This window comes from Pseudoflavonifractor sp. 524-17 (genome assembly GCF_009935845.1).
Lineage (GTDB): Bacteria > Bacillota > Clostridia > Oscillospirales > Oscillospiraceae > Pseudoflavonifractor_A.
On the sequence record NZ_QWEK01000004.1, the window covers coordinates 61183 to 76625 of the forward strand.

Consider the following 15443-nt stretch of genomic DNA (forward strand, 5'->3'; position numbering starts at 1 on the left):
GTTTTGAACATGGGAAAAGTATTCCGCTGCTACGCGGAGAAGAAGCCGGGCTTTGACGTGGAGGCCCGGGGCTTGCTCAATGAGCTGAAAAACGAGCTGGGCCTGGACGGGCTGGAGGGGGTGCGCATTCTCCGCCGGTACGATGTGGAGGGCATCGACGCCGCCACCTATCAGGCCATCCGCACCACGGTGCTCAGCGAGCCCCAGGTGGACGACGTGTACGACGAGACGTTCCCCGACGTGCCGGGGGTCCCCTGCCGCACCTTCGCGGTGGAGGCCCTGCCGGGCCAGTTTGACCAGCGGGCGGACTCCGCCGCCCAGTGCGTCCAGCTCCTCACCGGGGGGGAGCGCCCCCTTACCGCCGCGGCCAGCGTCTACCTCCTGCTGGGCCGGGTGGAGGAGGAGCAGCTGGAACGGGTGAAGCGCTACCTTATCAATCCGGTGGAGAGCCGGGAGGCCCCCCTGGACCGGGTGGACACTTTGGCGCGGGACTACCCCGTCCCCGCCGCCGTGGCCGTGCTGGAGGGGTTCCGAGACAGGGACCAGGCCGGCCTGGCCGAGCTGCTGTCCAGCTATGGCCTGGCCATGGATCTGGCGGATCTCACCTTCCTTCAGACCTATTTCCGGGACGAGGAAGGGCGGGACCCCACCCTCACCGAGCTGCGGGTCGTGGATACCTACTGGTCCGACCACTGCCGGCACACCACCTTCTCCACCCACATCGACAAGGTGGACATCGCCGACGAGGACGTAAAGGCCGCCTATCAGATGTATCTGTCCGCCCGGGAGGAGGTCTACGGCAAAGAGGGGGCCGCCCGCCGGCCCCAGACCCTGATGGACCTGGCCACCATCGCGGCCAAGGTGCTGAAAAAGCGGGGGGTGCTCCAGAACCTGGACGAGAGCGAGGAGATCAACGCCTGCTCCGTCCGCCTCACCGCCCGGGTGGACGGCCGGGACGAGGACTGGCTGCTCATGTTCAAAAACGAGACCCACAACCACCCCACGGAGATTGAGCCCTTCGGCGGCGCGGCCACCTGCATCGGCGGCGCTATCCGGGACCCCCTGTCCGGCCGCTCCTATGTGTACCAGGCGCTGCGCCTCACTGGCTGCGGCGACCCCCGGGCCCCCCTGAGCCAGACCATGGAGGGCAAGCTCCCCCAGCGCAAGCTGGCCCAGACCGCCGCGGCGGGGTACTCCTCCTACGGCAACCAGATCGGCCTGGCCACCGGCCACGTGGCGGAGGTCTACCACAGCGGATACATCGCCAAGCACATGGAGGTGGGGGCCGTGGTGGGGGCCGCGCCGGCGGCCAACGTCCGGCGGGAACGCCCCGCTCCCGGGGACGTGGTCATCCTCCTGGGGGGCCGTACCGGCCGGGACGGCATCGGCGGCGCCACCGGCTCCTCCAAGAGCCATAACAAGGCGTCCCTGGCCACCATGGCCTCCGAGGTGCAGAAGGGCAACGCCCCGGAGGAGCGGAAGATCCAGCGCCTGTTCCGGGACAGCCGGGTCACCCGGCTCATCAAGCGGTGCAACGACTTCGGCGCCGGCGGGGTGTCCGTGGCCATCGGCGAGCTGGCTGACGGCCTGTCCATCGACCTGGACGCGGTGCGCAAGAAGTACGACGGCCTGGACGGCACTGAGCTGGCCATCTCCGAGAGCCAGGAGCGCATGGCCGTGGTGGTGGCCCCGGAGGACGCGGACGCCTTCATCGCCGCCGCCGGGGCGGAAAACCTGGAGGCGTATATTGTGGCCCGGGTTACGGAGGATCCCCGCATGGTGATGACCTGGCGGGGGGAGAAGGTGGCGGATCTGTCCCGGGCCTTTTTGAACACCAACGGCGCGGCCAAGCACACCGCCGTTTCTGTTCCCGACTACTTCACGCCGGAGAGCCTCTTCCACAAGGGGAGCCTGCGCTCCACCGCCGCCAGCCTGAAGACCGCCAGCCGCCGGGGCCTCACCGAACGGTTTGACGGGTCCATCGGCGGGGCGTCGGTGCTCATGCCCTTCGGCGGAAAGACCCAGCGCACCCCCGCCCAGGTCATGGCCGCCCTCCTCCCCGTGGGGCCGGGGCATACCACCGATACCTGCTCCGTCATGTCCTGGGGCTTCGACCCCCACCTGATGGAGCGCAACCCCTATACCGGCGCCTTTTTGTCGGTGCTCACCTCCATCGCCAAGCTCACCGCCGCCGGGTGCGACCCGAAAAAGGCGTACTGCTCCTTCCAGGAGTACTTTGAGAAGCTGCGGGAGGACCCCGCCCGCTGGGGCAAGCCCTTCGCCGCGCTGCTGGGGGCGCTGTCCGCCCAGCTGGGCCTGGGGGTGGCCGCCATCGGGGGGAAGGACTCCATGTCCGGCTCCTTCCTGGACCTGGACGTGCCCCCCACCCTCGTCTCCTTCGCCATTGCCCCCGCCAGGGCGGAGGACGTGCTCTCCCCGGAGTTCAAGGGGGCGGACCACCCGGTCTACCTCTTCCAGGCGGAAAATCCCCTGGACTGCGGGGAGGTCAGCGCCTGCTTTGACCGGTTCCACGCCCTGTGCCAGGCGGGAACGGTGCTGTCCGCCTGGGCGGTGGAGGAAAATGTGGCCGAGGGCATTATGAAGATGTCCTTCGGCAATGCGATCGGCTTTACCGCCCGGGCGGACGCGCCCAACCTGTGGTACGGCCTGCGCCAGGGGGCCATTTTGGCCGAGTGTACCGGAGAAGTGGAGGGCAGCCTGTTGCTGGGCCATACCGCCGCCGATCCTGTCATCTCCCTGGGGGGCGAGGCAGAGGAGATCTCCGCCCTGCTGGCCCTGTCCGAGCAGGTGCTGGAGGAGGTCTACCCCACCCGCGCCGGCGACGCCGGTACGGTGGAAGCCATTTCCTGGGACAGGCGCTCCCCCGCGGTGGCCCAGCATCCGGTGGCCCGCCCCAAGGCGGTGATCCCCGTCTTCCCCGGCACCAACTGCGAGTACGACACCGCCGCCGCCTGTGAGCGGGCGGGGATCGCGCCGGAGATCGTGGTGGTGCGCAATCTGGACAGCGCCGGCCTCACCCAGTCCGCCCAGGCTCTGGAGGGGGCCATCCGGGGGGCCCAGATGGTGATTCTCCCCGGCGGCTTCTCCGGCGGGGACGAGCCAGACGGCTCCGCCAAGTTCATTTGCTCCTTCCTGCGCAATCCCCGGCTCACCGACGCCATCCACGACCTGCTCCACCAGCGGGACGGCCTGATGCTGGGTATCTGCAACGGCTTCCAGGCTTTGCTCAAGCTGGGCCTGCTGCCCTACGGGGCCATCCGTCCCATGGATGAGGACTGCGCTACCCTGACCTATAACAACATCGGCCGCCACCAGAGCCGCTATGTCACCACCCGGGTGGCCTCCGTCCAGTCCCCCTGGATGCTGGAGTGCCAGGTGGGCGACCTCCACGCAATCCCCATCTCCCACGGGGAGGGCCGCTTCGTGGCCCCACAGGCCCTGCTGGATCAGCTCACCGCCGGCGGCCAGGTGGCCACCCAGTACACCGACGCTGCCGGACAGCCCTCCATGGACATCGACGTGAACCCCAACGGCTCCCTGTGGGCCATTGAGGGCATCTTCTCCCCCGACGGTCGGGTCTTTGGCAAGATGGGCCACTCCGAGCGCCAGGGCCCCCTGGTGGGCAAAAACATCCCCGGCAGCAAGCATCAGCCCCTCTTCGAGAGCGGCGCGAAGTATTTCCGATAAGCAAAAAATCGGCAGGGACCGGCAAAATGCCGGCCCCTGCCGATTTGTCTTATTCGGGGGGTTCCCGCCGCCCGGATGGGGTCAATGTAGGCGTGGTTCAGCGCCCCGATCTGGAGGAGGGCATCCTGGGCCGCGCGGTCAAAGGAGGCGCTGAGATACCCCCTGTTGTTCACAAAGAAGGCAGGGTCGGAGGCCTGCACCGTGAGCTCCGAGCCGTCGGCCATGTGGAGGAGAAACCGCTCCGTGCCCCGGCCGGCGGAGGGGGGGTAATCGGGGAGCCGGGTGAGGCGGACCTGCCCCAGAAGGGTGACAAGGGTCTGCTGATCCGCCTGGGTCAGGGTGACGGGGGGATAGGTGCCGAACAGGGCGTCCACCCGGGCCACGTCCTCCTGCCGGAGATGGGAAAAGGGAGCCCAGGGGGCCAGCAGCCAGATGCCGGTGCCGATGAGAAGGCAGATAATTGCCGCGCCAATGCGCCGAAGGGACATAACATCACCACCTATGGCAGGTTGCGCAATCAAGTGTTAGGGCAGCACCAGAATATGAGCTTACATACTTGCTTTTTCATGTACAAGCTCCTTTCTTCTGTTTCCAATAGATGGTTAAAATTATAAGAAAAAATTTCGATTTTGTCAAGTAAATTTAAAAAATAATTTAAATAATAAAAAATTTGTCCTTGCCGGCAGTACGTTCCCAAGTTTACATATTATTCACAAACCCTTTAAAAACTGTCCAATTATAAACAAGCATTCCGTGGTATCCTATAAATGCAGTCAGGGAGTACCCAAATACCGCTGCCCCAGGCTGCGGGGGCAGACAAACAACAACACAGATTGTTCTGTGATTGCATATAGATACGTGTTTTTCATTTTACCTCCTCTCTCTTTTCAAAGCAAAAAGCCCCATCCTTTCGGATGGGGCTTTTTGCCGCGTCTTTTTCCGCCGGTCAGCCTCCCGCCAGGTCGGCCAGGAACTGCTCCCAGGCCTCTGGGTTTTGTACATAATACCGGGGGCACTCCTTGCCGGTGACATCGTAGTGGCGGAGGATCTGGCCGCCGTCCAGGTCGAACTCCTCCTGGAGCCAGCGCACCAGCCGGAGGAGGGACTCATAGGTGGCGGGGGTAAATTCCCCGGTTTCGTCCGGGTGGCAGCACTCAATGGAGATGGTGTCCTTGTTCCGGGCGCTGGTGCAGTAGGACCACTCGTCCAGGGGGATGCACTGGATGATCTCCCCGTCCATGCCGATGACAAAGTGGCTGCTGGCATATGTATTGGGGTCGGGCTCCCCCTCCTCCGCCGGGGTCTGGTCCGCAAGGCTGGCGAAGAAGTCCCGGTTCTGCTTGGCGGAGGTGTTGGGATTCCCCACATAGTGGATCGCCACGCCGTTGACCTCCTCCAGGGCCGTCCCCGGCCGGGAGAAGGGATTTTCAGGGAGGTACTGCCGGGTCACCCACTCCGGCACGGCGATGCTGCTGTCAGATGGCTCCGGCTCCTGGGGCCCTTCCTCCCGGCGGAGCAGAAAGAGCATTACCAGCAGGATGAGCACAATCACGGCCAGCACAATGGGAACAAAGAAGGAATTCCGCCTTTCGCGCCGCCGCTGGCTGTTTGAGGACAGCCGCTTTCCGCCCTGGGGCCTCTGGTCCTGCTGGAGTTCCTGGGACGCCTGCTGTCCCAGGGTCTCTTGGGTCTCCTGCCGCTGTTCCATATCCATCCACTCCTCCATAATCTTAGAGCCTGCATTCACAGCCGCAGAACACTGTCCAGCCGGACCCTTTGCCGCCCCGCGTGTGAATACAGATTCTCTATCGTCTTGCCCCGGCCCCTGCCGGATATTTTCTATTATATCAGTATACCAGTTTTTTCGACAGGGATCCTTAAAATTTTTTGAATTTGTGCCCGTCTGGGTCCCCTTCCATCCTTTTGCACTTTTCACCTCCCGAGAAACGTGATATGATGTAGGAAACGAAGCCGAAACGTGCAAGCTGTACTTTTTCCATGCCCTTCTCTTCGGATCTCCCGTTTTTTGATACTCGGCGGCCCTTTTCCCTCCAAGAAAAAGAGCCGGCAAAGGAATGTGAGACAAATGCCAAACTATTTCGCCCATCTTGTCTTCGGCGCCAAGGTGCTCAAGGAGCTGCCGGAGGAGATGGCTGGCTCCTTCCGGCGGGACCGGGCGGCCTTTAATCTGGGCTGTCTGGGGCCGGACCCTCTGTTTTTCTACCACCCAGCCCTGCCCAACCAGTGCCGCCGGGAGGGAATGAGGATGCACAAGCGCAGCGCCCTGCCGGTGTTCCGCCGGCTGGCCCATGCGGTGGGGGAGGGCGTCCCCCAGGCGGACAGCTACGCCGCCGGTTTTATCTGCCACTTCGCCTTGGACGCCGCCTGCCATACCTTCATTGACAAGCTGGTCAACGCGGGGAAGGTGGCCCATCTGGCGCTGGAGGCGGAGCTGGACCGCCGCCTCATCGAACGGCGGGGCCTGCTCTCCGCAGGGCAGATCTACATGCCGCCCATCACTGAGGAGGCGGTGTACCTGGCGGCCTCTTCGGCCTATCTGTGCGCCGGCCCCCGGGAGATCCGCAAAGGCTACGCCGCCATGCGGCGGGACAGCCTGGTCTTCGCCAAGTGCTACGGCACCCGGGGGGGCTGGCTGGCGGACAAGGTCATGGGGGCCATCCCCGCCTGCCGGGAGCTGGCAGGCGTTATTCTGGGCCCCGCCCCCGCTCCGGGGAGCGAGGCCCACAGCCGCCATATCCTCAAGCTGCTGGAGACGGAGGTGGAGGGCGCCGCCGGCCATATCCAGGACTTCTTCACCGCCGGCGTGGCCCATGGCCAGTTCGCCACCTGGTTCCAGCGTGACTTCAGCGGCAGGCTCACCCTGGACCCGGCCTGAACCCGCCGCGCCCTTCCCCTTTCCTTGTTTCACCGCTGGCAAAAGGCCCAGCGCGGATTTGAAATCGTCCGCGCCGGGCCCTATTTTTGCTGTCAAAACCCCGTCCCCGCCCTCATCCCGGGATTGGGCCGGCGTGTGGTTGTAAGAGGTAAGTGTTCTCGAAGAACGAAGGTGTCACATGTGAACGTCTCGGGCCTGCTATGTTATCTGCGGAGTCGAACCGCCGGACTGCCCTCCGCCCACCATACAAAAGCGGCGTCCAAGGACGCCCGTTCACGCCCGCTCCCGCGCCCCGGGGCTACCGTCAAACAGCAAATGACATTGGTTATTCCACCAGATCCTGGGTCCAGTTCACCCCTTGGATGGCGGTGTCCAGCTCCCGGAACTGCTTGGACAGGGCGTCGATCTCCCGCTGCAGGCCGCCCAGGTCCAAGGTCACCTGCATTTTGACCTCGCTGTGGGTGAGGCGGTAGTCCCGGCTCTGGGCGGACTCCGTCAGCCGGGTGAGGAGCAGGCGCTTTTTGCGCAGCATATCCCGCCGGGCCAGGGCATCGGCCAAAGTCTCCCCGCCCTCCAGCCGGAGCGCCTGATTGGTGCGGTTGATCCGTTGCACCAGAAGACATAGGGTCTCGTTGACCTCCATGGCCTCCCGGAGGAGGGCGGCGGGGTCTTCGTGGGGGGCGTCCCCCTCCTGGACTTTCAGATTCGCCTGGATGCGGCGCTCCAGGGCGTCCAGCTTCTGCTGGCACTCGGCACGCTCCAGCAGCGCCTGGGCCAATTTCATAGATACCTCCCCTTTCGGTTACAGGCGCTTGTCCAGCTCGGCGGCGATGGCCTGCAAAAAGGCCCGGCTGTCCACGGTTTTGGCGGGGACCTCCCCCTCCCACAGGCCGGCCAGGTCCTGGGTCATGGTGCCCCCCTCGATGACGGCGATGGTGGCCCGCTCCAGCGCCTGGGCGAAGGACTGCAAATCCTCCAGGCCGTCCAGCTCCCCCCGCTTGTTCAGCGCGCCGGTCCAGGCGAAGATGGTGGCCACCGGGTTGGTGGAGGTCTTCTCTCCCTTCCGGTGGCGGTAATAGTGCCGGGTGACGGTGCCGTGGGCGGCCTCGTACTCGTACTTCCCGTCGGGGGAGACCAGCACGGAGGTCATCATGGCCAGACTGCCGAAGGCGGTGGACACCATGTCGCTCATCACGTCCCCGTCATAGTTCTTGCAGGCCCAGATGTACCCCCCCTGGGAGCGGATGACCCGGGCCACCGCATCGTCAATGAGCGTATAGAAATAGGTCAGGCCCAGTTCCTCAAACCGGGCGCGGTATTCCCCGTCGTAGATCTCCTGAAAAATGTCCTTGAAGGTGTGGTCGTACTTTTTGGAGATGGTGTCTTTGGTAGAAAACCACAAATCCTGTCTGGTGTCCACCGCGTACTGGAAGCAGGAGCGGGCGAAGGAGCGGATGGAGCTGTCCTTGTTGTACTGCCCCTGGAGCACCCCGGCGCACTCAAAGTCGTAGATGGTCTGGCACATCTGGGCGCCGTCCTCCCCGTGATAGACCAGCTCCGCCCGGCCGGGACCGGGGACGCGGAACTCCGTGGCCTTGTACACGTCGCCGTAGGCGTGGCGGGCGATGGTAATGGGCTTTTTCCAGTTCTTCACCACCGGAGAGATCCCCTTGACCATAACGGGGGCCCGGAAGACGGTGCCGTCCAGAATGGCCCGGATGGTGCCGTTGGGGGATTTCCACATCTCGTGGAGCTTGTACTCCTCCATCCGCTGGCCGTTGGGGGTGATGGTGGCGCACTTTACCGCCACGCCGTATTTCTTTGTGGCCTCCGCCGCGTCCACCGTCACCTGGTCTCCGGTGCGGTCCCGCTCCGGCAGGCCCAGGTCGTAGTACTCCGTCTTTAAGTCCACATAGGGGGTGAGGAGAATGTCCTTGATGTCCTGCCACAGAATGCGGGTCATCTCGTCCCCGTCCATCTCCACCAGGGGGGTCTTCATCTGAATTTTTGCCATGGGAAAGCACCTCCGCCGCCGGAATCCACCGGCTGATTGATTTGTCTGGACTATTATACCGGAGCCCGGCCCGTTTTGCAAGGCGTCACCGCCGGGTGGTGAAACAGACGGCGTTCCCTCCAAGGTCTGGGCGGGTTCTAAACCCGCCTGCGGCCCGCGATTGCGCACACGCCTCGTAATACGTGTGTAGGGCGGGACGACTCGGCCCGCCGCTCCCCCGATCCCCGGCGGGGAACGGACAAAACCGGCCTGCACCAATGTGCAGGCCGGTCAGTTTGGATAGGGCTCCTTTTGGCGGGTCCGCCCCAGCAGGTAGTCCACGCTTACCCCGTAGAAGTCCGCCAGGGCGCACAGCACCTCCGGCGGCAGCGTGCGCTGTCCGCTCTCGTAGTAGGAATAGGTCCGCTGGCCCACCCGGAGGACGGCCCCCAGCTCCCGCTGGGTCAGATCCCGATCCTCCCGCAACCCTCGAATTCGCTCGTAGATCAAGTCATCTCACCGCTTTCCAGAACATCCGTAGGGGCGGGTTCCAGGGCCGGTCAGTGTGTGCCCCTACAAAGTTTAGCAGACCCCTTGTAGGGGCTGTAGATCCGGGCGGCCCTTTCCGCGTGGATAACGAAAACTGATATTATAGAATATAGTCAATAATAGACTGCTATATATCTTGCTTTTAAATACAGATTGACAATTAGAAAATACATGGTATAATTAGAGAAACTGATTAGTTTAATTTTCCACGAAAGGCGGTGAAAGAGTACAGGACGCTGTGATAGAGTAAGAGAGTGTGTATCATAGTTAATAGTTAAAGGAGGACAATATGAAAAGGTTAGTAGAATTTCTTTTGACGCTTTGTCTTTGTGTCTCCCCCTTTGCGGCGCCGACTCATGCGGACACGGTTCACGTTTCCACGGAAAAGCTGCAACCCCTATCTGCTGGCTCCGAAAAAGTGTCGGTCAGCAATCCTATGACTTTTGAGGAAATGGTTGCTGAATATGCCAAGAGTTCTGGCCTGACCTATGAGGAAGCGCTTGAACTGCTTCCTGCTCCGATTGAAACCCGGGCGCCGGTCACTTATCGCACTTTAAAGGCAACATTGGATGTCACGGATTCTTACAAACCTACATTGGATTTCTATTGTCAGACCTCTGAATCCGGGAACTATTGGGGCATTCTGTCCGTCTATTCCGTCCAGCTCAGTCGTAGCTATGATACCGGGATTTTGTCTTGGGTCATAACAAAGCAATTCAACGGTACGGTCGATTTCTGGCTTCGCAGTCCATATGAAATTGAGTACATTATCAATGGTGACTTCTTCAATAACGGAACAACCAGCAATAGCAAAAATACAGGCCTCAATATTGGCGTTAGCGGTGGCTTTTCCATTAACTTTACCCTAAACGGCGGAGATGGGAGCAGCTCTAACCACTACTCCTATTTTTATGAGCGCGAGTGGCTGTCTTTTCAAAGCTGATCTCTTTCTTGACTCTTCGTTCCAATAGGCTCTAAAACAGTCAGGGGGCACACGGAAGTTCCGTGTGCCCCCTGGTTTATGCTTAAAATTCGCTTATTTCACGCTCTCGCCGGCGGCCTGCTTGGCCTTGATCTCCTTGAGGGCGTCCTTATAGGACAGGTTCACCCGGCCCTTTTCGTCGATCTCAGTAACCTTGACCCAGATCATATCGCCGATGTTCACCACGTCCTCCACCTTTTCCACCCGGCGTTCCGCCAGCTTGGAGATGTGGACCATGCCGTCCTTGCCGGGGGCCAGCTCCACGAAAGCGCCGAACTGGAGGATACGCACCACCTTGCCATAGTACAGCTGTCCCACCTCGGGGACGAAGACGATGGTCTCAATGATCTTCTTGGCGGCATCGCAGCTCTCCGCATTCTCGCCGGCAATATAGATGGTGCCGTCGTCCTCGATGTCGATCTTGGCGCCGGTGTCGGCGCAGATCTTCTGGATCACCTTGCCGCCAGAGCCGATGACCTCCCGGATCTTATCCACGTCGATCTTCATCTTCACCATTTTGGGGGCGGTGGGGGCCACCTCCGGACGGGGGGCGGCGATGCAGGGGAGCATAATCTCGTCCAGAATGGCAAACCGGGCGTCCCGGGTGATCTCCAGGGCCTCTTTGATGATGGCGTGGCTCAGGCCGTCGTTCTTCAGGTCCATCTGAATGGCGGTGATGCCCTTCTTGGTGCCCGCCACCTTGAAGTCCATCTCGCCGTGGAAGTCCTCCACGCCCTGGATGTCAATAAAGGTGGTGAAGGATCCGTCGTCGTCCTGGATCAGGCCGGAGGAAATGCCCGCCACCGGGGCCTTGATGGGCACGCCGGCGTCCATGAGGGCCAGCGTAGACCCGCAGATGGAGCCCTGGGAGGTGGAGCCGTTGGAGCTCAGCACCTCGGACACCACCCGGATGGCATAGGGGAACTCCTCCACGCTGGGGATGACGGGTTCCAAAGCCCGCTCCGCCAGGGCGCCGTGGCCGTACTCCCGGCGGTTGGTGGACCGGGCGCCCCGGGCCTCGCCCACGGAGTAGGAGGGGAAGTTGTAGTGGTGCATATACCGCTTCTCCGTCTCCGGCCAGATGGTGTCCAGCTTCTGGGCGGCGGAGAGGGTGTTCAGCGTGGCCACGGACAGCACCTGGGTCTGCCCCCGGGTGAACAGGCCGGAGCCGTGGACCCGGGGCAGCACCCCAACCTCGGCGGCCAGGGGCCGGATCTCGTTTTTGGCCCGTCCGTCCACCCGGTGGCCCTCCAGCAGCCAGGCCTTGACGATCTTTTTCTGGAACTTGTAGGTGATCTCGTCCAGATACTTGTCCATCTCGGGGAACTCCTCCAGGAAGAGCTCGTGCCAGTGGTCCACCAGCTTGTTCCACCGCTCCTCCCGGACGTTCTTGTCGTCCGTGTCCATGGCGGCCTTGGCCTCGTCCATGGTGGCGGCGACGATTTTGTCAAAGAGATCCTGGTCGAAGTCGGCGTGGTCGTACTCCATCTTGGGCTTGCCGATCTCTGCGGTGATCTGGTTGATAAGGGCAACCTGCTTGCGGATCTCCTCGTGGGCCTTCACAATGCCCTCGTACATGATCTCGTCGGGGATCTCCTTGGCGCCGGCCTCGATCATCACCACCTTGCCCTCGGTAGCGGCCACGGTCACATCCATCTGAGAGGTCTCCCGCTGGGCGGCGTTGGGGTTGAAGACGATCGCCCCGTCGCAGTAGCCCACCTCCAGACAGCCGATGGGGCCGGCCCAGGGGATGTCGGAGAAACTCAGGCAGGCGGACACGCCGATCATGGCGGCCACCTCGGGGGAGCAGTCAGCGTCCACGCTCATCACGGTGCAGGTGACGCACACGTCGTTGCGGAAGCCGGAGGGGAACAGGGGCCGGATGGGCCGATCGATGAGCCGGCTGGCCAGCACGGCGGGGAGGGAAGGCCGGCCCTCCCGGCGCATGAAGGAGCCGGGGATGCGGCCCACGGCGTACAGCTTCTCCTCAAAGTCCACGCTCAGGGGGAAGAAGTCCACCCCGTCCCGGGGCCGGGCGGAGGCGGTGACCGCCACCATGACCGTGGTCTCACCGTACTTGACCATGCATGCGGCGTTGGCCAGCTCGGCCACCTTGCCAATCTCCAGCACCAACGGCCGGCCGGCCAGATCCATGGAGTAGGTCTTGTAGTTGGGGAACTGTCTGTGCTTGATGATAGTTGACATAAGTTGTCCTCCCTTTTCTCCGCGCACAGCGCCCGGCGGCCTTTTAGCACTTGAATGGAGGACGGGGCCGCGCCGGCCGGAGTCCGTCCCCTATTCAACTGCTAAAAAAGCGTTTGGGCGCCTGCGTCTGGTTTGTAGAATTTTTTCTGGACGGGAACAAAGGTGGCGCGGAAAACCACGCCACCTTTGATTGGTTGGCTTACTTACGAATGCCCAGCTTGGCGATAATGGCGCGGTAACGCTCAATATCTTTGGCGGCCAGATAGTCCAGCATCTTGCGGCGCTTGCCGACCATCTTCAGCAGGCCCCGGCGGCTGTGGTTGTCGTGGATGTGAACCTTCAGATGCTCGGTCAGCTCCTGAATGCGGGCGGTGAGAATGGCGATCTGCACCTCAGGGGAGCCGGTATCGGTCTCATGGGTGCGGTTGGCCTCGATTACGGCCGTCTTTTCGTCCTTGCGGATCATGGGAAATTCCACCTTTCTGAATCATCTGCCCGGCGGCTGAGTGGAGGGCGGGTGAACCCCCGCGTAGAGCGGCAAAACCCCCTGGACCAAGCCGCGGGCCAGTACACTTGACGTGCTGGTACACTATACCACAGTTTACCCTGTCTGTAAAGAAAAAAATCAGGATTTTGTGCTTTGACGGCATAATTCCGCGGTCGAAATATTCGAAAAATAACGTTTTGCCCCATGCGCGGGAACAAAGTATTTTACACAGCCCGTGGGATACGGTAAAATAGAATTCCAGCACCTGCATTCATAACCGGGGAATGCTGGATTCCCGTGGGATGCTGCTGTCCCGCAAGACAAAAAGCCCGTTTTATATCCTATCATAAATACAAATTAGGAGGACAGCGGTATGCAAAGGAACACGTTCCCCCGCGCCCTCAGGGGGAGCCGGGGTAGATGATGAGCCGTACACATACTTCTCTGCTGAAGACACTGGTATTTTTATCTCTTCCCACCATGCTGGAGGAGATTCTGGCCACGCTGCTGCAATATGTGGACACCGCCATGGTGGGCCAGCTGGGGGAGCAGGCCACGGCGGCGGTGAGCGTTACCACCACCGTCACTTGGCTGGTGAACAGTATTTCCGGGGCGGTGGGAATGGCGGTGCTGGCCCTCATCGCCCGGTCCGTGGGGGCGGGGGAGAGAGACCGGGTGGCCAGGCTGTCCCAGCAGGCCCTCTTTCTGGCGGCGGCCTGCGGGCTGATCTGCGGCGGGGCGTCCATGGCCCTGAGCCCCTTCATCCCCGGCTGGATGGGGGCGGAGGAGGCCGTCCGGGGGCAGGCGTCCCTGTACTTTTTTATCGTCAGCCTGCCCATGGTCTTCCGCTCCGCCAACACCATTTTGGGGGCCGCCATCCGGGCCACCCAGGACACCCGCACCCCCATGCTCATCAGTATGGGGGCCAACTGCCTCAACGCCGGGCTGAATTACGTGCTGATCTACGGCTGCGAGCTGGGGGTCACCGGGGCGGCGCTGGCGTCGGCGGCGTCCTACACCCTCTCCGGCATGCTGATGTTCCTGGCCTACCGGAAGAAAGCCGCCCTGAGCTGGGCGTGGCGGGACTTTTCCATTGACCGCCCCCTGCTGCGCCAGTGCGCCCGGGTGGGCCTGCCGGTGCTGGGCACCAGCGTGACCTCCTGCCTGGGCTATGTGGTCTTCGCGGGGATGGTATCCGGCGGCATGGGGACCACCGTCTTTGCCGCCCACTCCATCGCCGTGACCGCGGAGACCATCTTCTATGTTCCGGGGTACGGCCTGCGCACCGCCACCTCCGCCCTGGTGGGGGCCGCCCTGGGGGAGGGGGACAGGAAAAAGCTGGCTGCGGTGAGCCGTTTGAGCATCGCCCTGACGGTGGGGATGATGTGCCTGAGCGGTCTGGCCCTCTACTGCACCGCCCGGCCCCTGATGGCCCTGTTCTCCCCGGTGGACGCTGTGGTCTCCCTGGGGGCGGAGATGCTCCGGCTGGTGGCCTTCTCCGAGCCCTTTTTCGGCCTGATGGTGGTGCTGGAGGGCATTTTTTACGGCCTGGGCCGCACCCGCAGCGCCTTTGTCATCGAGACGTTCAGCATGTGGGGGGTACGGATCCTGTTTACCTTCCTGTGTGTGTCTGTATGGCGGCTGGACCTGCGGGCGGTGTGGCTGTGCATGATCGCCGACAATGTGTGCAAGGCCCTCCTCTTCTCTCTGGTCTTCCTGCGCGCCCGCCGGCCGCTGGTCTGAATCTAAGAATAATTGGCTATAATCGGTTGACAACCAAATACTTTTATAGTATAATGATAATAAAAAACAGGCTTGTTTCTTGAGGAACAGTTAGAAGTTCACACGAAGAAAGGAGTACAAAATGAAACAACTTTGGTCCTTATGTCTCGCGGCTGCAGTAATGTTGTCTTGTGTGTCAGCAACGGTTTGGGCAGCTGAGCAGGCAGAGGCAGAAACTGTCCAGGAACAGCTCTATGAGATCGATACACCCTATGAGTACCCAATTACACCTGCTTCTCCAGAGTGGAAGACATATCAATCTAGGGCGGAACGGCTTGCCGCCTGTCATGTCGATGACGCGCTCCTTCAGAAGATGACAACCCCAGCCCTGGTAGAGACAGTTCTGACCTACCCCATGCTGCCGGATTGTTATGCCTACGATACCCTTGAGGCCGGTATGCGGTCAGTTTCGACGTATTTTTCCGGAATTGATGAATTGGCCGCACGTCCTGATGCCATTGAGTGTTTAGAGGCTTATGCCGCGGCACAAGGCAGAAGCGGCGGAATCTATTCCATGAACGCCAAGTATGTACAGATTTATCTTGAAGATGAGCTTCAGGAAGATACAGAGGCAGTTCAACCCTATTATATCTAAAAACACCAAATGGCTCTGCTGTGAAGGCAGCAACAAACCAAACCTGGGATGACGTAGGTTTCTCAATCTCGGAGGTGGTAAATGCGCAGGAGTATTATGAAGCAGCATACCCCAATGCAGTGCGTCTTTCCAGAGCAACCCCCTCGTATAACTGTCATTCTTACGCATGGTACAGCCAGTCAATAAGTAATAACTACTGGATCAATGACCCAAAACCTTATATGAACGATGGCAGTTACTCAAAAT

12 protein-coding genes are annotated in these 15443 nt (G+C 61.5%); 5 read left to right on the plus strand and 7 right to left on the minus strand.

Translation table 11 applies throughout. The features are described from left to right. The first annotated feature begins 9 nt into the window (after nt 1-9). Complete coding sequence (locus D1159_RS00715) at nt 10-3708, plus strand: phosphoribosylformylglycinamidine synthase (protein WP_161843783.1); 3699 nt, start codon at nt 10-12, stop codon at nt 3706-3708. On the opposite strand, the gene D1159_RS00720 is transcribed toward D1159_RS00715, so the two are convergent. Both D1159_RS00720 and D1159_RS00725 read right to left on the minus strand, forming a co-directional pair. Beyond that, on the minus strand, nt 3669-4196 hold the full coding sequence (locus tag D1159_RS00720; RefSeq protein ID WP_161843784.1) for a hypothetical protein: 528 nt from the start codon (nt 4194-4196) through the stop codon (nt 3669-3671). The two genes, D1159_RS00715 and D1159_RS00720, sit on opposite strands and share 40 nt — an antisense overlap. A 458-nt stretch (nt 4197-4654) precedes the next feature. After that, the gene (locus D1159_RS00725; RefSeq protein WP_243152037.1) at nt 4655-5416 is read right to left on the minus strand and encodes a peptidoglycan recognition family protein; all 762 of its coding nucleotides are present in this window, start codon (nt 5414-5416) and stop codon (nt 4655-4657) included. A 378-nt stretch (nt 5417-5794) separates the two neighbouring features. Between D1159_RS00725 and D1159_RS00730 the strand changes: the two genes are divergently transcribed. Beyond that, on the plus strand, nt 5795-6604 hold the full coding sequence (locus tag D1159_RS00730) for a zinc dependent phospholipase C family protein (RefSeq protein ID WP_161843785.1): 810 nt from the start codon (nt 5795-5797) through the stop codon (nt 6602-6604). Nucleotides 6605-6929: 325 nt separating this feature from the next. Here D1159_RS00730 and D1159_RS00735 read toward each other — a convergent pair whose 3' ends face one another. From D1159_RS00735 to D1159_RS00745, 3 genes are all read right to left on the minus strand, one after another. Continuing rightward, nucleotides 6930-7388 carry a DIP1984 family protein gene (locus D1159_RS00735; RefSeq protein WP_161843786.1) on the minus strand — a complete coding sequence of 153 codons (459 nt, stop codon included), beginning with the start codon at nt 7386-7388 and terminating at the stop codon, nt 6930-6932. 18 nt (nt 7389-7406) lie between these two features. Further along, nucleotides 7407-8618, minus strand: coding sequence for an NADP-dependent isocitrate dehydrogenase (locus D1159_RS00740; protein WP_161843787.1), 1212 nt, complete (start codon nt 8616-8618; stop codon nt 7407-7409). A gap of 270 nt (nt 8619-8888) precedes the next feature. After that, entirely contained in the window at nt 8889-9107 is a 219-nt protein-coding gene (locus tag D1159_RS00745; RefSeq protein WP_161843788.1) for a helix-turn-helix transcriptional regulator, read from the minus strand. A 328-nt stretch (nt 9108-9435) separates the two neighbouring features. On the opposite strand from D1159_RS00745, the gene D1159_RS00750 reads away from it, so the two are divergent. Continuing rightward, a complete protein-coding gene (locus tag D1159_RS00750) occupies nt 9436-10089 on the plus strand; it encodes a hypothetical protein (RefSeq protein ID WP_161843789.1) in 654 nt (217 codons plus the stop codon). 93 nt (nt 10090-10182) lie between these two features. Here the strand turns inward: D1159_RS00750 and D1159_RS00755 are convergent, their stop codons facing one another. Further along, entirely contained in the window at nt 10183-12333 is a 2151-nt protein-coding gene (locus D1159_RS00755; RefSeq protein ID WP_161843790.1) for a polyribonucleotide nucleotidyltransferase, read from the minus strand. 199 nt (nt 12334-12532) lie between these two features. Further along, entirely contained in the window at nt 12533-12799 is a 267-nt protein-coding gene (gene rpsO / locus D1159_RS00760) for a 30S ribosomal protein S15 (protein ID WP_087263108.1), read from the minus strand. A gap of 441 nt (nt 12800-13240) precedes the next feature. On the opposite strand from rpsO, the gene D1159_RS00765 reads away from it, so the two are divergent. Together D1159_RS00765 and D1159_RS00770 are read left to right on the plus strand one after the other, a co-directional pair. Continuing rightward, the gene (locus D1159_RS00765) at nt 13241-14563 is read left to right on the plus strand and encodes an MATE family efflux transporter (protein ID WP_161843791.1); all 1323 of its coding nucleotides are present in this window, start codon (nt 13241-13243) and stop codon (nt 14561-14563) included. 121 nt (nt 14564-14684) lie between these two features. After that, nucleotides 14685-15197, plus strand: a complete 513-nt coding sequence (locus D1159_RS00770; protein WP_161843792.1) for a hypothetical protein — start codon at nt 14685-14687, stop codon at nt 15195-15197. The last annotated feature ends 246 nt before the right edge of the window (nt 15198-15443 follow it).